The sequence below is a fragment of the Paenibacillus mendelii genome, from assembly GCF_024498075.1.
In the GTDB taxonomy this organism is placed as follows: domain Bacteria; phylum Bacillota; class Bacilli; order Paenibacillales; family Paenibacillaceae; genus Paenibacillus_Z; species Paenibacillus_Z mendelii.
The window spans coordinates 673,631-692,605 of record NZ_JANHOF010000001.1 but is presented as its reverse complement, the minus strand read 5'-3'; the positions used below and the strand labels follow the sequence as shown (position 1 = coordinate 692,605).

At 51.2% G+C, this 18,975-nt stretch carries 15 protein-coding genes; 14 read left to right on the top strand and 1 reads right to left on the bottom strand.

The features are described from left to right. Positions 1-26 precede the first annotated feature (26 nt). Entirely contained in the window at positions 27-857 is an 831-nt protein-coding gene (locus NNL21_RS02950; protein WP_204815953.1) for a phytanoyl-CoA dioxygenase family protein, read from the bottom strand. Positions 858-1,009: 152 nt separating this feature from the next. On the opposite strand from NNL21_RS02950, the gene NNL21_RS02945 reads away from it, so the two are divergent. The 14 genes from NNL21_RS02945 (at position 1,010) to NNL21_RS02880 (ending at position 18,963) form a co-directional block, all read left to right on the top strand. After that, positions 1,010-1,873, top strand: a complete 864-nt coding sequence (locus NNL21_RS02945) for a helix-turn-helix transcriptional regulator (RefSeq protein WP_204815952.1) — start codon at positions 1,010-1,012, stop codon at positions 1,871-1,873. Positions 1,874-1,904: 31 nt separating this feature from the next. After that, the gene (locus NNL21_RS02940) at positions 1,905-2,417 is read left to right on the top strand and encodes a DUF6886 family protein (protein WP_204815951.1); all 513 of its coding nucleotides are present in this window, start codon (positions 1,905-1,907) and stop codon (positions 2,415-2,417) included. A gap of 28 nt (positions 2,418-2,445) precedes the next feature. After that, a complete protein-coding gene (locus tag NNL21_RS02935; RefSeq protein ID WP_204815950.1) occupies positions 2,446-2,862 on the top strand; it encodes a GNAT family N-acetyltransferase in 417 nt (138 codons plus the stop codon). Positions 2,863-3,306: 444 nt separating this feature from the next. Then, entirely contained in the window at positions 3,307-4,233 is a 927-nt protein-coding gene (locus NNL21_RS02930) for an ABC transporter permease (RefSeq protein WP_204815949.1), read from the top strand. 55 nt (positions 4,234-4,288) lie between these two features. Continuing rightward, complete coding sequence (locus NNL21_RS02925; protein WP_204815948.1) at positions 4,289-5,233, top strand: carbohydrate ABC transporter permease; 945 nt, start codon at positions 4,289-4,291, stop codon at positions 5,231-5,233. 176 nt (positions 5,234-5,409) lie between these two features. After that, positions 5,410-7,197, top strand: a complete 1,788-nt coding sequence (locus tag NNL21_RS02920; protein WP_204815947.1) for a type 2 periplasmic-binding domain-containing protein — start codon at positions 5,410-5,412, stop codon at positions 7,195-7,197. A 43-nt stretch (positions 7,198-7,240) separates the two neighbouring features. Then, positions 7,241-8,449: an exo-alpha-sialidase gene (locus NNL21_RS02915; RefSeq protein ID WP_204815946.1), complete on the top strand. Its 1,209-nt coding sequence runs from the start codon at positions 7,241-7,243 to the stop codon at positions 8,447-8,449. 112 nt (positions 8,450-8,561) lie between these two features. Beyond that, positions 8,562-9,809 carry a DegT/DnrJ/EryC1/StrS family aminotransferase gene (locus tag NNL21_RS02910; RefSeq protein WP_204815945.1) on the top strand — a complete coding sequence of 416 codons (1,248 nt, stop codon included), beginning with the start codon at positions 8,562-8,564 and terminating at the stop codon, positions 9,807-9,809. Positions 9,810-9,892: 83 nt separating this feature from the next. Further along, entirely contained in the window at positions 9,893-11,383 is a 1,491-nt protein-coding gene (locus NNL21_RS02905; protein WP_204815944.1) for a sialate O-acetylesterase, read from the top strand. 13 nt (positions 11,384-11,396) lie between these two features. Next, on the top strand, positions 11,397-13,148 hold the full coding sequence (locus NNL21_RS02900; RefSeq protein ID WP_204815943.1) for a sialidase family protein: 1,752 nt from the start codon (positions 11,397-11,399) through the stop codon (positions 13,146-13,148). A 64-nt stretch (positions 13,149-13,212) separates the two neighbouring features. After that, positions 13,213-15,261, top strand: a complete 2,049-nt coding sequence (locus tag NNL21_RS02895; RefSeq protein WP_204815942.1) for a hypothetical protein — start codon at positions 13,213-13,215, stop codon at positions 15,259-15,261. A 38-nt stretch (positions 15,262-15,299) separates the two neighbouring features. Next, positions 15,300-16,073 carry an SDR family NAD(P)-dependent oxidoreductase gene (locus tag NNL21_RS02890; protein ID WP_204815941.1) on the top strand — a complete coding sequence of 258 codons (774 nt, stop codon included), beginning with the start codon at positions 15,300-15,302 and terminating at the stop codon, positions 16,071-16,073. Between the two features lie 51 nt (positions 16,074-16,124). Then, the gene (locus NNL21_RS02885; protein WP_204815940.1) at positions 16,125-17,846 is read left to right on the top strand and encodes a dihydroxy-acid dehydratase; all 1,722 of its coding nucleotides are present in this window, start codon (positions 16,125-16,127) and stop codon (positions 17,844-17,846) included. A gap of 127 nt (positions 17,847-17,973) precedes the next feature. After that, positions 17,974-18,963 carry an aldose 1-epimerase gene (locus tag NNL21_RS02880; protein ID WP_204815939.1) on the top strand — a complete coding sequence of 330 codons (990 nt, stop codon included), beginning with the start codon at positions 17,974-17,976 and terminating at the stop codon, positions 18,961-18,963. Positions 18,964-18,975 lie beyond the last annotated feature (12 nt).

The following is an 18,975-nucleotide window of genomic DNA, read 5'->3' as shown; positions in this document are numbered from 1 at the left end:
CGGCAGGTTTTCACACCCGATCCATCTCAGCATTCCGCATTAGTCAGTTCATTGGTGAATATTCGCTTGTACTCCTGCATCCCCAGCTTCACGACCGATTCCGGCGCGTAATGGAATTGAAGTGCACGGCGGCGCTTGGACGAGAAGTTATAGGGGGTACCGTGATAGAGAAGTCCATGGAAGATAAGAATGCCGCCGGGCTTTAACGGAACGGCGATATTGCGCTCCACGGGCACATTCGCATCGCAGATCTGCCAGTCCCGCAAGGCATAATGCGGGGTTGCGCCCTCCATATGCGAGCGCGGAATAACATGCATGCATCCGTTGTCGATACCGGCTTCGTCCAGTGCAATCCATACGCCAAGTACGGACTTATCAAATGCCAGCGGACCGTACGCCATGTCCTGATGCCACGGTTTTTCGCCGCCGCCATGGGGAGGCTTGAGCAGCGCCATATCCTGGACCAGCTTCGAGGATTCGCCGAGCAGCCGCTCAACGATGGACAACATCGTCGAATGCTTGGAGATCTGAGCCAGCCGCTCTTCTCCGTCAACGAATTTATACACTTTGCGTACGGCTAATTCCATCTCTTCCACCGTATGCAGCTCGCCTCGGGGCGTGGTGAATTCGACGAGCCCCTTCGCATCGGGAGCGGCGATAATATCCGAGAGGGCTTGCTTGGCCGATTCGATTTCGGCTGCCGATAAGATGCCTTCGATGGCAAGGAAGCCCTGCTGGCGAAACTGTGAAATATGCTCTTCCTTCCATTCTGATGGGGAAGCCAGCGGTTCGTGAATGTGAAATAACGGATATAGCCGCTTATTGATTTCCTGCGGATCGATGGAAAGCTTGCTCATGAACAGAATCAGCTCCTTGGTTATCGTTTGAATTATGCTGTACTATACCTTTTAAGATAACGGATTTCGAAAGGAATCCGAATGGCGGAAGAAGGGCTGTTTTTGTAGGAAGCTGCACGATAGGCCGTTTGGGCATCGGAAGGAGGTGCGTCTTGGAGGGATTTGCTGATTGGCTCAGAGGTTATCAATTGCACAATGCGAAGGATTGCGGCAAGGCGATCTGCGAGCCGGAATGGTTATGGCAGCCCCGGACTCCAATGAGGGATTATGATATCTGGTATGTTATGGATGGTCAGGGGGAAATCGAAGTCAATGGCGAACATTACTCCGTTTCCAGAGGAACCTGCATGCTGCTGATGCCGGGGGATATCGTTGAAGCCCGCCATGATCCCGAGAACCGGTTAACGGTCGTCTATATCCATTTCACAATGGAGCGGGCTGAGGGACAGCTCGTTCAGGAGGAGCGGCTGCCGCGATACGTTCGCCTGGAAGACCCGCAATGGCTGGAGCAGTTTTTGCTGAGGCTGTTGGAAGTCGACAAGTGGGTGACCCGTTGGAAGGATGAGGAGTTTGACCTGCTGCTTAAGCTGACATTATTGAGACTGATACGGGAAGCGGATCAGTTGGAACAGGAACCGCCTATATCCCGAATGAACCGTCAGCGCATTCAGAAAGCGTCGGACTACGTGCGCCTGAATATGCGCGAGAAGCTGACGCCTCAGCACATCGGAGATGCATTCGACTGCTCGCCCCGTTATCTAAGCAGGCTGTTCAAGCAGTATCTGGGTATATCGTTGAAAGAATACATCACCCGCGTGCGGATGGAGCGGGCAACCGTGCTGCTTGCCGAGACGTCCATGACGATCACCCAAATTGCGGAGGCCGTCGGCTATTCGGAGCTGTTCTATTTCTCCAAGCTATTCAAGCACGTATATGGAGTCTCCCCGCTGTATTACCGTTTCAAAGGGGTGTTATCCGAGAAGCACCCTAATCCGACCCAGCAATTGGATCGCTGAAAGCGCATTAATAGAGAGGGTGTCCGAGGGGATGAATCTATTTCACTTTAGCGAAGAGTCTGACATTGCCATATTCAAACCAAGAAAGCTGGAGTACCGGAGCGACGAGCCAGCCATGGTGTGGGCGATCGATGAGTTCCACGCTCCACATTACTATTTTCCAAGGGAATGTCCAAGAGTATGCGTATGGAAGAAGGAGGATACGACCGAGGCGGATATGCGGCGGTTTTTCGGCCATTCCAGAACCTCGCATATCATTGCAATCGAGACAGCATGGTGGTACGAGAGAGTGAAGAAGGCCAGTATATATCGCTACAGCTTCATGACCGACTCCTTCTATAGTCATAGTCCCGAGGCCGGCTATTACACGTCGCTGGATACGGTGGAACCCATATCGGTTGATCGCCTGGATGGCCTGCTCGAACGTATCCTGGAACTCGGCATTGAACTGAGGATAACTCCCTCCTTGCGGCATTTGCAGACGGATATCCTCTCGTCGACAGTCAATTTTTCTATGATTCGAATGAAGAACGCCAGTCCTTAACTATTTTGACAAACAAGAGGATGAGAATATGATCGATTTGAAAACCTCGCAAGATACGGCGGATGTGATTGAGCTGCTTGCTGCTTGCATGGGACCTAGCTTCTTGAGGGTCATGGAGGAGTTCAGCAGATATAGAGCCGATGCTTCGCGAAGTCTTCTGGGCTTCACCAAGAACGATGAGTTGATTGGACTTATCGGAATTTCGCATGAAGCACCCCATGAGGTCCTATTATTGCACATGGCGGTTAAAGAGCCTTACCGCAATCAGGGAATAGGGAGAACGATGATTCAGGCGTACATCCAAGACAATCAGATCCGGCGGATGGAAGCCGAGACGGATAGGGATGCCGTTGATTTCTATAGACAGATCGGCTTCCAGACGAGAAGCATAGGCGAGAAGTATCCGGGTGTCGAGAGATTTATTTGTTTATATAAGAGCAAGTAAGAGGGGGATTTACTGTTAGCGCTCACATTGCAAAACTGTGGAGAACCCGCAGGCAAGCAGGGTGAGCGTTATTGGGTATAGTCAATTCGAACGCGATACAAGAAAAAACTATTTACAGCCCTAATGTAAGCGGTTATAATAACGTTATTAATACGTATTAACGATATTTCTTTGATAGCTGATTTGCTTTGGCGACGAGAGAATGAAGAAGTTCTCTGGAATCTATAACCGCTCGCTGCTTTGTAATTGTTATCTCAAAAGGAAGTCGTTAAAAGTTTTGCCTATTTTAGTAATACGTTTCAGTAATACGTATTAGTTGCGGATTGGTTCATGTATCGCGCAACGCAAAGGGGGGAAAGCAAGGGTAACAATGACGCTGACCAATTGTTGTACAACTCGTGTGAACATGCTTAGCGGTTATTTAAGGCATCGGGAGGAACGTCAATGAAAGAGGCGCAGGGAAAGAAACTAGGCCTACAAACCAGTTTAAAGAAACATTGGTTCATCTACCTGCTCGTACTGCCCGGATTGCTGTACGTTCTGCTTTTCCGCTATGTGCCGATGTACGGTATATTGATAGCTTTTCAGGATTATAGACCGAGGCGCGGAGTACTTGGGAGTGATTTTGTCGGGTTCAAGCATTTTATCAATCTCTTCTCGGACCCGTATTTCTTTAAAGTCATTTGGAATACCTTCATCATTAACGTCTACGGCATCGTGTTTGGATTTACGTTCACCATCTTCCTGGCACTTATGCTGAATGAACTGATGAGCAGCAAGCTGAAGCGCGTTCTTCAAACGCTGGTCTATCTGCCTAACTTCCTGTCGTGGATCATCTTCGGCGGCATCATCATCTTGTTCCTGTCCCCGTCGGAAGGGCTCGTTAATGGAATTATCAAGGCATTCGGCGGGAAAGAAACGTATTTTCTCATTGAGCAGGATTACTTTCGCACGATTGTAACCGTAACCAATATTATTAAGAATGCCGGTTTCGGAACGATCATCTATTTGGCGGCTCTAGCAAGCGTCGATCAGCAGCAATACGAATCCGCTACGATTGACGGAGCTAACCGCAGGCATATGATGCTTCACATTACGCTGCCGGCCATCTATCCGACTATCGCGGTTATGCTGCTCATGAATCTTGCCGGGATCTTCTCCGCTAATTTCGAGCACATCTATACGCTGTATAATCCGCTCGTATATGAGACGGGCGACGTCATTCCTACCTATTTGTACCGGATGGGCTTGGAAAAAGGCGAGTATGAAATATCAACTGCAGTGAGTCTCGTCTTTAATATAATCGGTCTGATTACACTTGTGATCGCCAACAAGATCATCAAAAAAATGAATGTAGTCGGGATTGTATGAGCATGTGGTCGAATCATTCGAAAGCCGCATACTCCGCCTATTTGGAGGTGAATGATTGTTGAGCAAGATGGAGATGGAAAGCCAATCAAACTATCGCAAGTCTATGCGGATGAAAATGGGATTCAACTTCTATGACGTGTTCGTCGCCGTATTCTGTGTCGGCTTCGCGCTTCTATGCTTCTATCCCATGTGGTATGTGCTGCTGGGTTCGATAACGCCTTACAGTGATTTCTCAAAGACAACAATTCCCGTATTGCCGCCGTTAGTGCCCGACTTCAGTTATTACGGTGCCATACTTAAGACAGGCGTGTTCTACAATGCGCTCACGGTATCGTTCGCAAAGACGTTGTTCGCCGCAAGCTTATCCGTGCTTCTGACGGCGACAATGGCTTATGCGGTATCCAAAACCCATGTACGGGGAATGCCTACGATTAACTGGCTGGTCATCCTCACGATGTTCTTCTCAGGAGGCTTGATTCCGAACTACATGCTGGTCAAAGAGCTGGGCATGCTGAATACGTTCTGGGGTCTCACGCTTCCTTGGCTGCTTGGCGCCACGAACTTCATCATTATGCGGAACTACTTTGTAGCGGCTATTCCTCAAGACTTGGAGGAAGCGGCCAAGATCGACGGCGCGAATGATATTACCGTGTTCTTCCGCGTAATCGTCCCGTTATCCAAGCCTACTATGGCTGCCGTGTTTCTGTTCGAGGCCGTGTCCCAATGGAATGATTGGTACAGCTACCTGATCTACGCCCAGCGTGAGCCGATGCTTAAACCGCTTGTATGGGTGTTGAAGGAAATGCTGACCGACCCTGCCGCTTCCGCCGGGGCATCCGGGAGCAACATCTATCAGATGAGCCGGGATCTCGCTGCATTCCCGCCAATGGGATTGAAGATGACAACGATTATTCTCTCTATGCTGCCTATTATTTTGTTCTATCCGTTTCTGCAGAAATATTTCGTTAAAGGCATATTGATTGGTGCGGTAAAAGGATAAGCCCTATTCTGAGCTAGGTAATAGACATATTTTATTTTTTGACGAGTAAAGCGGGCCAATAATTTGAACGGATTATCGTTCGGGTGTGGTTGACATAAAAGTCACCTTGCTATGCGACAGGGAAGCCAATTCCCGCGTAGGTGAGGGCTGAAAAATGAAAAGGGAGAAATGTCTACATGGGGAAAAGTCGGAATTTCAAAACGTTTTTCTTGTTAACTGTACTCATCCTGACGATGGTAACAGTTGCAGCATGCAGTAAAAATACGAATACACCGGCGGAAGAAGAGAAACCAAATAATGAGCCGGTCGCATCCGCTAATAACGCGGAAGGTACAACGGAAGTCGATTACAGCAAGCTGCCAACTGCCAATCTGAAGATGACGGACCGTTGGCTGGTCGTAGAGAACCAAGATAAGGACCCGCTGAAAGCAGAACTTGAAAAACGCCTGAACATCAAATTGAAATTCGAAAGCCCTAAAGAACCTGGTTACAATCAAGCTTTGACGATGATGCTGGCTGACGGCGAGATGACCGATATCGTCAACGACGGCTACTTCCTGAACGATTTTACGATGAAAGCATTCAAGGAAGATATGCTGACCGACATGGGAGCCATCGTCGCCAAGGAGCCTGAACGCTACAAGACGCTGAATAAAATGTTCAACGATCCATTGTGGAAATTCACGAATAAATTCATGTTTGGTGACGAGAACAAAAACTATGTGATGTGGGATTTCTGGGGTCTAGTTAGCCCGCCTGCTGGCATGGCGATGTACAACGGCGCATTGATCAATGAGGTCAATGGCGGTAAAACGCCGACGACATATGATGAATTCATCGCCTATCTGTATAACGTCAAGAAAGCAAAGCCTGACGTTACACCGCTCAGCGGTCGTATCGATGCCGGTAACAACCTGTGGATCATGTTCTCCTCGCTCTTCTTCCGGACGCATGGCGTTGACCCGTATTCGATCGAGGATTGGAACGGCGACGCCAAGTATGAAGAAACCGCGACAAGTGAAGACGCCAAGAATGTGTGGAAAGAAATCGCAAAGCTATATGCGGACGGAATTATTGAGAAAGACTTCCTGACTCGCGGAAGCGACCGTATTCCTGAAGCAGTCGGCAATTTCGCGAATGGCAAATATGCGGTATTCCTGAGCAACTCCCCAGGCGCATATGGAATCGGTGCGGATTGGTTCGTCCAAGAATGGAAGAAGGTTAATCCAAACGCAGAGCTGGGCAAAGATTTGATGGTCGACACGCAGCCGATTACAGGTCCTAAGGGTTCCGCAAATTACTTGCTGCCTGAAGTAGCCATTGCGGAAGCCGCAACATCGATCTATGTTGATTCTGATGCGCCGGATCGCGCACTAGACGTAATTGATTACATCATGTCTAATGAGGGCCAGAATCTGAAGTGGTATGGAATTCAAGGCGTTCATTACGATCAAATCAAGGAAGACGGTACCGTGGAAGGCTTCAACTACGAGAAATTCCGCGATGAAGTCACGCAAATCTACATGCCGGGCGAAGATCGCCAGGAGTGGGCGCCGTTCTCCAACCTGGAGAAGCAAATGTACTATCAGATCGACAGCGCATTGGATTTGATGGATGCGATCAAGAAAGGCAGAAGCTTCGGAATGGAAGCGGCAGCCAAGAACAACCCAACATTAGCGAAATACGGCGAAGCCTATATGGCGGCAGCCAAGCTGCAGCCGATTTATGAAGTTTTCGCTGAAAAGATCTGGAGCACGGACGAGAATCTTTCGACCATCAAAGCAAAAGTGAAGCAAGTACAAGATACGTGGTACATGAAATTCATCGTTGGCGGTCCTGAGTTTGTCGAGAGCAGCTGGAGTAAATTCGTTACGGAATTGCAGGATGCTGGCATTCAACAGCTGATCGATGCGAAGAACGAACAAGCAGCGAAGCTGAAAGTGGATTTCGAGAACCTTGGATAAGATTGAAATGGAAGAATAGCATTGAAGCTGGAGGGATACCGATATGACGAAACAACTGGATGAGAAAGTAAAAGTAACGACACGGCAGCATGCAGAGATGCTAAGCCCGCAATTAGCGGATCAGCTGCGTGAATATTTCTGGCGCCGCAACTTCATGCTCTTCGAATGTCTGATGAAGGATGACGATCATGGTCCGAAAGGCGTGAATCCGCCTCTTATTCCTTATCCGCCATCAGCACGCAGATCGGTTGTATATTATGGCAGCCGTACGAATGGTTCGTATAACCACCACAATCAAATCGCCAAATTCAAAGGCCAATACTATTATTCATGGAGCAATGGTATCCGTAACGAAGAGGATGCCGGACAGCAAGTGCTGATGGCCACTTCCAGTGACGGCAGCCATTGGTCCGATCCATGGGTCGTCGTGACTTCCCCTGCGGAAGATTGCGTAGCGCATAACTGCGTAGCCCTCCATGCTACCGAAGACAAGCTGTATCAAATCGTGATGACGGAAGAGACGATCCATGATGAAGTGGCAACCGGCATGCGCCGCATCAATCCGGAGACGATCACGATGGACATCTTCGTATCCGAGGATGCGAAGAACTGGGAGAACGTCAGCACGTTCGGCAACAAGATCAAGTGGATATTCGAGGCACCGCGCCTCACGCAGGAAGGGCGTCTCCTTTGCGTCTGCACCACGAACGGCAATGGGCCAGCTATCATGCTGTGGCCGGGCGACGATATTCTCGAGAAGCCGGAGCTTATCAGCATACCGGAGCCGGATGGCGCGAGCTTCCCTTATGGCGAATCGACGTGGTATCAGACGGATGAAGGCAGAATCGTTATTTTCTGGAGGGACGAAGCGGCTTCCTGCCGGTTGTATGTGAACTGGAGCGTTGATGGCGGACGCACCTTCTCGGTGCCGATTCTGACCGACATCCCGGACTCGATGAGCCGTCTATATGCAGGCCGATTCTCGGATGGCCGGTATTACATTTGCAACAATACGCTTGGAACGCTGCTTGACCGCAGTGCCTTGATGCTGCTCATCAGTGAAGATGGTTTCACGTTCGACAAGGTATACATGGTCAACGACGATCCGACTGAAATGAGCTGCAAAGGTCTGCTTAAGATCAACGGCATGCAGTATCCGTGCTGTCTGATAGACGGGGACAAGCTGTTGGTCGCGTATGATGCCAACAAAGAAACGATCATGTGCGACGTTATTGATACGACCTTGCTGTAAGAACGCTCTGAACGCTCTGATACACAATGTTAATTCCGAACCGCTCTGATTGACAACGTTTTACCGAACCGCTCTGAAACACAACTAGACACAGGCTAGGAGGCTATTTCCAATGGAAAAAGAGAAAAAGGTCATTAAAAAGATGGATGATCCATCAGGCAGAGGCTCGCTAAGCGGATACAAGGTTCCTTTCCCGGCGCGTCAACGGCCATACTCCGAAGAAGAAATTCAAACCGTCGTTGATGTGATGCGAAATACGGAATGCCAGACACAAGGCGACCATATGAGGAAATTCGAGGCGGACCTCAAGGCATATACAGGAGCTAATCATGCCTTCGCGGTTGACAATTGTACGAATGCGCTAGGCTTGGCAGCAACGCTGTGCCGGGTAGGTCCCGGCGATGAAGTTATCATTCCGGCTTATACGTTCTGCTCTTCCGCTATTTCTTTCGCAAGAACGGGCGCTAAGGTCGTGTGGGCGGATATCAACAAGGAGACTTGGGTGATCGATCCCAAGGACATCGAGTCGAAGATTACCGCCAACACCAAGGCCATTGTGGCCGTTCATCTGCTCGGGATGCCGGCGGATATGGAAGCGATCATGGCCATTGCACGCAGGCATAACTTGAAGGTTGTCGAGGATTGCGCTCAAGCGCTGGATGCCCGCATCAACGGCCGGCATGTAGGCTCGTTCGGCGACTATGCATGCTTCAGCTTCCATGGCGCGAAGACGATGACTACGCTTGGTGAAGGCGGTGCCCTGCTCGTGAAGAGCGACGAGGACGCAGCTCTCGTTCCCGGATTGCGCTTCTGCGGAATCCGTGGCTTCGAAGGCGAGCGGGAACGTTATTGGGTGCCTGCCATGAGTAATGTCGACACCGATATCGACGGTGTGTGGCCATATAACTACTGTATGGGGGAAGCGCAGTGCGCAGTCGGCAGTGTCATGCTGGATACGCTAACGGCCAATACGGACAAGATCATCGAGGCCGGCTTGAAAATCAGAGAACGGATGAGCGATACGCCGGAAATTTCCTTTAACGTTATTCCGGAAGGCTATCGCCATGTGATGCATCAGTTCGTCATGCACTTTGACGGCTCCGCCTTCGGCAAGAACCGCAACGACCTGATGGACAGCTTAACCGAAGAATTCAAGATCCGCTGTATCGTGCAGTATTATCCGCTGTATCGCTACCCATTGTTCCAGAAGTTTGGCCTGGATGAAGCGAATTGTCCCGTTCTTGACGAGTTCTGGGAGAACAGCTTCAGCTTTCCGTGGTGGTGCGCTCCGGATGACGAAACGATTCAGTACGTAGTGGATTCACTTAAAGCAGCCATTAACAAATTAAAGAATAGCTAAACGCTGATTAATCGGCGAGTCGCCGTGCATGGACCATCCTGGTCCATGCATGTGCAGCCCGCCACTCATGGGGGAATTAATTTATGCCGGGTATATACGGAATGGCAGGTGTCGTCATCGATGAGGGACCTGGTGATTGGCAGATCATTCAGCAGATCAATGGCGAAGCTTCGATTCGTCTTGCGGGTGCATATGCGAAAAGAGACATTCCTGACGATAGTAACGTGAATGTAATCGTAAGACTCGTGAGCGAGGATTCCGGCGAGCCTGTTAAGCAGTGGCAGCAAGCCCGGTTACTTTCAGAGGAGGAGTGGACGAGCACTCAAGACGATAATGGATTCTCTTCACGGCAACGCGGGTTTGAATCGAGAGAAACGCCTTCGGGCTATTGGGAGACGATTATCGAAGGGATACCCGCCGGCGGTTTGTATCGCATTGAAACGATGCTTGCGAGCCGTGAATATAACATGGATGTTGTCATCACGAGGGGGGATATGATACACCATATCGGAATTGGAGATATTTATCTCATTGCCGGGCAGAGCAATGCATCCGGCAGAGGGAAGGATCCGGTCATGGATCCGCCCGAGATCGGTGTCCACATGTTCAGAAACAGCGGAGATTGGTCCTTGGCGACGCATCCGTTGAACGAGTCTACGCGTTCCATATATCCGCTTCATTACGAGTATCACAATCCCTCTCATAGTCCTTATCTCAACTTTGCCAAGCAGTTGAAGCGCGAATTGGGCTATCCGATTGGACTCATTCAAAGCGCTTTGGGCGGTATGCCGCTCCGGTTCTGGGATGTCGAGGAAGAAGGCGAGCTCTACCATAATATGATTCAGCTTGCTAGAGATGCCGCCGGCGGCCGCATTCGGGGCGTACTCTGGTATCAAGGGTGTACGGACGCCTTAGAGCAACGAAGCGATGATTACCTTGAGCGCTTCGGCAGTATGGTTGAACGTACGAGAGCCGAGCTCGGGCTGCCGGAGCTGCCGTTTCTTACGGTGCAGCTGAACCGGTGTACGCGCCAGTCCGATCCGGAGATGGACATGCATTGGGGCCGAATCCGGGAAGCGCAGCGTAAGGCGTCAAGGTCATTGCCGGAAGTTTATGTCGTACCTGCGACCGACTGTATGCTCTATGATCTTATTCATAACAGTGCTGCTGCCAACATGATGCTGGGGGAACGACTGGCTCGAATGGCATTAACCGAATTATACGATAGAGGCAAATGGAATGGCGTGCCGGATATCGAGCAGGCTTTGCTGCTGCAGGATGACGGACGAATTGCGCTCGTCTTCGCGAATGTTCATAATCGCTTTCATTTATTTGATCTTCCACCGGCATCGGTTCCGTTCACCATCGAGGACGAAGCAGGCCGTAATGACATAGCGGTATGGTTCGCGGAAGACAATCGAATCTATTTGACGCCATCCAGACCGGTTATTGGACACTGCGTCGTCCACGGCGTGTGGCAGATGAATCCGCCGGGTCCGACCCCGACAGATTGGGGCCGATTGCCCATCTTATCGTTCTATGGCGTTGAAGTGCAGCAAGGTACCCATTCATAAGGAGTGTTATCAGATGCGGGCGATTGACTTAAGACAAGAGGTTCAGGCCGTACATGGGAATTGGCGGTCCTACGATACATTAAATGTGTGGAACATTCTCAAGAATGAGATCTATCGGTCCGAAGCCGAGCCCAGCTATGTATGCTGGGCAATCCTGTGGACGGAAGCGGAGGGGACATTGAAGCTCTCCTTCACAGAAGTCGCAGGAGACCTTACAAGCTGGCCGCCTTCCTATAATTTCAACAGGCCGGGTATGGAATATTACTTGAAAACCTTGCAATCCAGCGATGGCGGACAGAGCTGGGAAGATACCGGCTGGAAGGAAAGGCTGGATGAACGGTGGGATCTTAACGCCGATCATCATATCCGCCATGTGTTTCAAATCGAGAATGGACAGTTGATTCGCAATTTCTGCCGCACGCAGGAAGGCTTCACGGTGAACGGGAATCGCGCAACCTATGATGAAGCGAAATCATGGGAAGCCTTTCCCTTCGAAGAGAAACCGAACAGTCCGGTCTTGAAGAAGCTGCCTACAATCTGGACCAGCGGGAATGGCGGTGAAGCCTGGGAACAAATCTACTCGTTTCCGGCCGAGAACAACTTCTTTATTACCGGCTTTCATCCATTGCGCAATGGCAGCATCTTAGCGGTCGGGGCGGTCAACCCGTCGCATGTGAACGCATTCGATAAGAACTGGGTTTCCATTACCGAATCTTGGGACAAGGGCAAGACATGGTCGCCGGTTCAGAAGCTCTTAACGAATGACGACTATCTGGTTCCGCAAGGAATGTGTGAGGAGTTCGACTTCGTCGAGCTGGACGATGGCAGACTGCTCATGATTATGCGGACGGACGGTTTGTCCACCCATATGCTGCAGACTTATCTGGAACGCGAGGATTCGGGGCAATGGAAGGAGAGCACGCCGACGACCAATGCGTTGTTCAAGCATAGCGGCTACCCGTATATGCGCCGTGCCAGTGATGGAACGATCTTCTACTACACCTTGCAGAACATTCTCTATACCTGCGATGACGGAGCGAGTTGGAACGAACTGGAGATTGGGAACAGCTATTACGGTCAGATCGCGGAGGTATCTCCCGGTAAGATGCTTGCCGTCACGCAGCGGAACATTGGGGATGCCGCCTTCCAGTATGTACATGATGCTTATATGCTTCAGACGACATTCGAATATGCCCGCACAGCCGTTATCGAACAGACCGATTCCGTAAGACTGGGGGCTGTCTCCGTTATTGGGGAAGAGAGCTACGATGACTTTCATCTTTATGCGGAAGTTCGGGCAGATGGGGAAACCGGAATCGCCTTTCAGGTGAACGGGGACAGTTATTATTTTGCCGCGATCGTAATACCTTGTAATGAATTCCGCTCCCCGGGAGCAGCAGCGGGTCAAGAACAGGATGCCTATCTATTAATCGGCATGCAGGAGAATGGCGCTGTCACCATTCTGAGGAGAATCATGCTGGAGAGAATGCAACCGCATGCATGGATTGGAATGCAGATGGATATGCAAGACGGCGTTCTGAAGGCGGCTGTGAAGAAATCTGCAGATTCTCCTGCCAAATATGTCGTTATCAAGGAGGATGCTTTCTCTTCCGGCAAGCTGGGACTGTTCACCAACCGGAGCACCGGCGCTTTCAAGAACATGAAGATCGCATCAGAATCGATGCCGCTGCGATCGAATTGGGGAGACTATGCAGATGCCTATAAATCTCTCGACGGAAAACCAATGAAAGAGAAAGAATATTAGGCCTATCTAAGAATCATTCATGCAACACATAGCGTGCCGTAATTAAGAACGATGGAGGTCAACGATGACAAGTTCCAGTTATGCTTATATGCTGCGCATTTGCTTGCCGCCAGGACATCTGGAAGAAAGGCGGCTGAACGACCTGGCCCGGTTCTGCCGGGAGGGGAGAGTCGAGGATGTTATGTTCTTCATTAATGCGGAAGAGCTGAACAACGGGCATCTCACCGTGGAAGAAACGAGACCGTGGCTGGAGACGATTGACAGTGCGAAGAAATCTCTGGCACCTTACGGCGTAACGGCCTCTATCAATCCTTGGATTACCCTGCTGCACAGCGCACGGGGGCGCCAATTGAAGGAGCGGCACCGGTTCCGCTTAATGGTCGATCCGTATGGCAATCAGTCCACGGCGGTCGTATGTCCGACCTGCCCGGAATGGCAGCAGTATATAACGGAAATGTATGCTTTCTACGCTTCGATTAAGCCGGCCGTTCTATGGGTAGAAGACGACTTCCGCTTCCATAATCACGATCCGCTGCAATGGGGCGGCTGCTTCTGTGACGAGCACATGCGCGAATTCGCCCGTAAGGCCGGAGTGGCATCGCTTGACAGGGAAACCTTCAAGCGAGGTCTCCTGCAGCCTGGCGATCCTCATCAATTCCGCCGCATCTGGCTCGATAGCTGCCGGGATACGCTGGTGGAGCTGGCGCGCAAAATTAGCGACGCGGTACATGAGGTCTCCCCTGATACCCGGATTGGCCTGATGACGAGCAGTCCGAGCGTGCATGCCGCCGAAGGGCGAGACTGGCATAGCATCATGACCGCATTCGATGGCGAGGGCGGGAACACGGCTATAATCCGAACGCATTTGCCTGCTTATACAGAGGAAGCCGGCTACAAATATTGGTGGATGTTTAATGGCATATCTCGATTCACGGCTGCGCTTATCCCTGAGCATACCGAAGCCTATCCGGAGTTCGAAAACTATCCGTTCTCGCGGTATTCCAAGTCGATCGCCTTCCAGAAGTTTCAGCTGGAAACGTCATTGATCATTGGCAGCCGTGGAATCACCTTAGATATCTTCGATATGATGGGCAATGGTATTTATCCGCAAGAGTATTATGAGCGCTGGCTGAACGACGAGAAGGATTATCTCAATGCCATCGTCGCACTTCATTTACATGTCAAGGACCAGACCGGGATCCATGTTGTGGTTAATGAACGTTCATCATACTCCCTGCACACCGCCCAAGGGGAACGGATGGAGGAGCTCTATCCGAATGAAACGCTATGGGCGAGTTACCTCTCGGCCTTCGGCATTGCGAATCGTTTCACAACCGGGCTGCCGGAAGACAATGGCATTGTTGCCGTGTCGGGGCAAGCGTTCCGCAATATGGGCGAGGCGGCGATTCGGGATCTGTTCGATAATCATACCGTTCTCTTGGAAGGAGAGGCGGTTCATACCCTTTGTGAGATGGGCCTTGGCATGTTATGCGGTGTAATGAGAGCCGTTTGGCATCATTACGAGAGCGGCTTCCAATCCTATGAGGAGATAACGAATAACCGTGAATACGTCGGTATCGGTTCAGGGCGGATGACAGCTCAAATCTCGATTGGGAATTATCTGGAAATCGAATATTCGGATAGGACGAAAGCTGAGGTTATTGGGCATGTCCATAATGGTCAAGGCCATGCTGCAGGTCCTGGTATGACCCTAGTGAATGACCGTGTTTTCATTTTGCCGTATGGGCAATTAGGGGATGCCGGGTATCAAGGTCTGCTCAGTCCGATTCGCCGTGCGGTCATACAGGAGTCCTTGCAGAAGCTGTCTGAACAGCCGCCATTAATGATAACGAGCTATGCTCCTCACGTATCCGTCTATCGATTCAATGCTGCAGGAGGAGAAACGTTAGCCATCGTGAATGCTTCCGCGGATCATGTGGATGAATTGAGTCTGACAGATATAGGCATGGAGCTGGAGGGCTGGACCGAATACAGCCGGGCCGATCCAAGCGGACGCCCCGTCACGATTCGCCAGGATCAGAACGGACTCGTGTTTGACAGCGACCTTCCGGCATTGTCCATGAAGATCTATCACAAACGTTCCCAAGGATGAATGATCTTTGATTAAATCATAGTTTGGAGATGACACTCGTGAGAAAAGGACGATTAGCGAATAAAGTTGTAATTATTACAGGAGCAGCATCGGGCATCGGCAAAGGGACGGCTATATTGTTCGCAGAAGAAGGCGCCAATCTCATACTCGTCGATCGCGATATGGAGAAGCTGGAAGGAACGGCAGAAGAAATTCGCTTGAAGGGCGGCGATTGCCGCACCGTATGCGGTGATGTGTCGCTGACACGTACGGCAGCCGAGGTCGTAGAGACCGCGGTTCGCGAATTTGGCGGACTGGATGTCGTATTCAACAATGCCGGGATCATGCCGACGGCCGATATCCTGGGCTGCACGGAAGAGACGTGGGACCAAGTGATCGACGTGAATCTCAAGTCAATGTTCTTGATGTGCAAACAAGCGATTCCCGAGATGCTGAAGCGGGGCGGAGGCTCAATCATCAATACCTCCTCCGTCATGGCTCATCTGACCGAGCCGGGATATACGGCATATACGGCATCGAAGGCAGGCATTCTTGGCCTGACGAAGGAAATTGCCGTCACGTATGCAGAGAAAGGCATTCGCTGCAATTCGATCAGCCCGGGGTGGGTGGACACGGATATGAATATGAAGCTTGCGGAGGAAATGGGCGGTATGGATAAGCTGTATCCCGTGATCAAAGCGCAGCAGCCTCTGGGACGGATGGCCACTTCGCGGGAAATTGCATATGGCGTCTTGTTTCTGGCTTCGGACGAATCGGTCGTCGTCACGGGCTCGTGCCTTAATATCGACGGCGGCTGTACGGCGGCGATCTGATCCATATCACTGGGTATGGCAGACAATTAATAGGCGCGGGGGATATGTAACATGAAATTGCGAAGCGCAGAGTGGTTCCAAGGCGCAAAGGATACTTCCTTTCAACATCGGACCGCAATGAGAGCTCTTGGGCATGTGCCTGAATCGTTTCTGGGCAAACCGATCATCGGGATTCTGAATTCATGGAATGACTTGAACAGCTGCAATTATCCGCATAAAGAGCTCGTGGAATATGTCAAACGTGGTGTGTATATGGCAGGAGGGTATCCGGTCGAGCTTCATACCATTACGACTCCATCGGAGTTGATGAAGCCCTCCGATCTTCCATACCGCAACCTGATGGCGATGGATGTCGAGGAGACGATCCGTTCGCTGCCAATTGACGGTGTCGTGCTCCTATGCGAATGCGACAAGACGACGCCGGCGCAATTGATGGGCGCTGCAAGCTGTAATCTGCCTACTCTGCAGCTCGCTGCTGGTCATCGCTCTTCCGGCTCCTTCCGTGGCAAGAAGGTGAATTACGGGACGGATCTATGGAAGTACCTGGACGATTACAAGGCCGGCGTATTGGATGAGAGCCAGTGGAAAGAGCTTGAATCCTGCATGAACTGCAGCCTTGGGGGCTGTCCGGTCATGGGGACGGCCTCCACGATGAAGAGCATGTCGGAGATGCTGGGTATGATGATGCCGGGAACGTCCAGCATTCCGGCGGCTCATTCAGCCCGGAAGACAGCAGCAGAGGCAACGGGACGCAGAATCGTAGCCATGGTCGAGGAGGAAATTATGCCCTCGAAGCTGATGACGGAAGAGGCGTTCCACAATGCAATGAAATTGCTGGCCGCGATTGGCGGCTCTACGAATGCAGTCATTCATCTGACCGCGATTGCGGCAAGACTGGGAATCTTTCTGGATCTGGAGCAGTTCGATAGATGCTCAGAAAGGATTCCGCTGCTGGTCAATCTTCAGCCGAGCGGTACCGGCAGCATGGATGAGTTCTATGAGGCTGGCGGCCTATCCGCGGTTATCGGCCAATTGCTTCCGGTATTGAACGGGGAATGCTTGGGCGCGACCGGGGAGAGTATTGCGAGCATATACGCTGCTGCCAGAATTGATAATTCAGCAATCATCTCCTCCTTGGCGGAAGCGTTCAAGCCCGTATCCGGCATTGCCGTGCTGAAGGGCAACATCGCCCCGGCAGGCGCGATTCTGAAGAAATCGGCATCGTCCGATCATATGCATAAGCATCGCGGGAGAGCCGTCGTATTCGACAACTATCAGCATATGCTCGACAACATTGATCGGGAGGATCTCGAAGTCGACGAATCCTCTGTGCTGGTCATGAAGAATTGCGGCCCCGTAGGCGCCGGTATGCCGGAATGGGGATCGATTCCGATTCCGCAAAAAATGCTTCGCCAAGGCGTCCGCGATATGGTGCGGATCAGTGATGCCCGCATGAGCGGTACGAGCTATGGGACGGTCATCCTTCATGCCGCTCCGGAATCCGCGGTCGGCGGCCCTCTGGCTGTCGTGCAGAATGGCGACTGGATCGAATTGGATGTCGCGAGCGGAACCATCAACATTTTGGTTGAGGATGCGGTCATCACGGAGCGGCTTCAAGCGTGGGTCAAGCCGGATGCAGCCCATACCCGCGGTTATCCGAGGCTGTTCGCGAATTCCGTACTCCAAGCACCTCAAGGCTGTGATATGGATTTTCTCCGGCCAAGCTGTAAAGCGGAAGCCGCATTCATACCGCCGGTCGTTGGCAGAAGTTAGCGGTTAATTAGGGATGAGAAATAAGAGCGGAGAAGGGCGAATGATAATCGGATGAACATTCCGCTGCACGGCGGCTTTCGTTCGAAGCATTCGTTCCATCCCGATAAACGGACGGAGCGTGAAGGAAATGGAAACGACAGTGGAGTCAATTGAATTCTGCGGTGAGCATGCGGTTATGGCCCGGACAACCGATCTGGAGATGGTTCTCGTACCGGCATGGGGCAGTAATTTGGTCTCTTTGACGTGCAGAAGGACCGGCGTTGAGCTGCTCCGTAAGCCCGAATCGGCGGAGCAATTCTGGGAAATGCCTTTCCTATATGGGATTCCCGTGCTATTCCCGCCGAATCGCATCGAAGACGGCGTGTTTACGTTCGAAGACAAGACGTACCGCTTTAATCTGAATGAACCGGAGACGCACAACCATTCGCATGGCTTGCTCTTCGAGGAACCATGGGAGCTGGTCGAGACGAAGCAGGCAAACGGGCAAGTCGAGATCGTGACGGAATTCGACGCAGCGAAGCATCCTGAGGCGTTGAAGCAATTCCCGCATCATTTTGTCGTCCGCATGAGCTTCAAGCTTGAAGGCTCGACCTTGCACAAGACGGCCAGCGTGATCAATAAGAGCGATTCGGCCTTCCCTTGGGGACTCGGCTATCATACGACATTCAATTTCCCGTTTCGTCCAGGGGACCCAGTGGAGAACTGTACGTTCACTCTTACGGCGAACCGCCAGTGGACACTGAATGAGAGATTTTTGCCAACGGGTGAAATCGTCGATATCGGTTATCGTCAAGCTTTGAACGAAGGCTTGGACTTGTCCGCTTACAGTCTGGATGATGTATTTCTATCATCCGTGGTGGATGGAGGGATGAAGAATGAGACGGTGCTGCACGACCGTAACGTGGGGATTAAGCTGGTTTATTGCTGTGATGATTCGTTCAAGCATTGGGTGGTCTACAATGATGACGGCAAGCAGGGTTATGTATGCCCAGAGCCGTACACCTGGGTGACGAATGCGCCTAATTTGCCGATGGATGCCGAGCTGACAGGTGTGCAGATTCTGCAGCCGGGTGAAGAAAAGCAAGCCTATAGTACGATTCTCGTTTCTTACGAATGATTGCTAGATAGG

Bases quoted from the DNA above. Each gene is read 5' to 3' on its own strand.
- NNL21_RS02950 (WP_204815953.1), bottom strand. From the start codon at position 857: ATGAGCAAGCTTTCCATCGATCCGCAGGAAATCAATAAGCGGCTATAT.
- NNL21_RS02940 (WP_204815951.1), top strand. From the start codon at position 1,905: ATGAATCTATTTCACTTTAGCGAAGAGTCTGACATTGCCATATTCAAA.
- NNL21_RS02900 (WP_204815943.1), top strand. From the start codon at position 11,397: ATGCGGGCGATTGACTTAAGACAAGAGGTTCAGGCCGTACATGGGAAT.
- NNL21_RS02880 (WP_204815939.1), top strand. From the start codon at position 17,974: ATGGAAACGACAGTGGAGTCAATTGAATTCTGCGGTGAGCATGCGGTT.
- NNL21_RS02915 (WP_204815946.1), top strand. From the start codon at position 7,241: ATGACGAAACAACTGGATGAGAAAGTAAAAGTAACGACACGGCAGCAT.
- NNL21_RS02895 (WP_204815942.1), top strand. From the start codon at position 13,213: ATGACAAGTTCCAGTTATGCTTATATGCTGCGCATTTGCTTGCCGCCA.
- NNL21_RS02910 (WP_204815945.1), top strand. From the start codon at position 8,562: ATGGAAAAAGAGAAAAAGGTCATTAAAAAGATGGATGATCCATCAGGC.
- NNL21_RS02905 (WP_204815944.1), top strand. From the start codon at position 9,893: ATGCCGGGTATATACGGAATGGCAGGTGTCGTCATCGATGAGGGACCT.
- NNL21_RS02885 (WP_204815940.1), top strand. From the start codon at position 16,125: ATGAAATTGCGAAGCGCAGAGTGGTTCCAAGGCGCAAAGGATACTTCC.
- NNL21_RS02920 (WP_204815947.1), top strand. From the start codon at position 5,410: ATGGGGAAAAGTCGGAATTTCAAAACGTTTTTCTTGTTAACTGTACTC.
- NNL21_RS02935 (WP_204815950.1), top strand. From the start codon at position 2,446: ATGATCGATTTGAAAACCTCGCAAGATACGGCGGATGTGATTGAGCTG.
- NNL21_RS02930 (WP_204815949.1), top strand. From the start codon at position 3,307: ATGAAAGAGGCGCAGGGAAAGAAACTAGGCCTACAAACCAGTTTAAAG.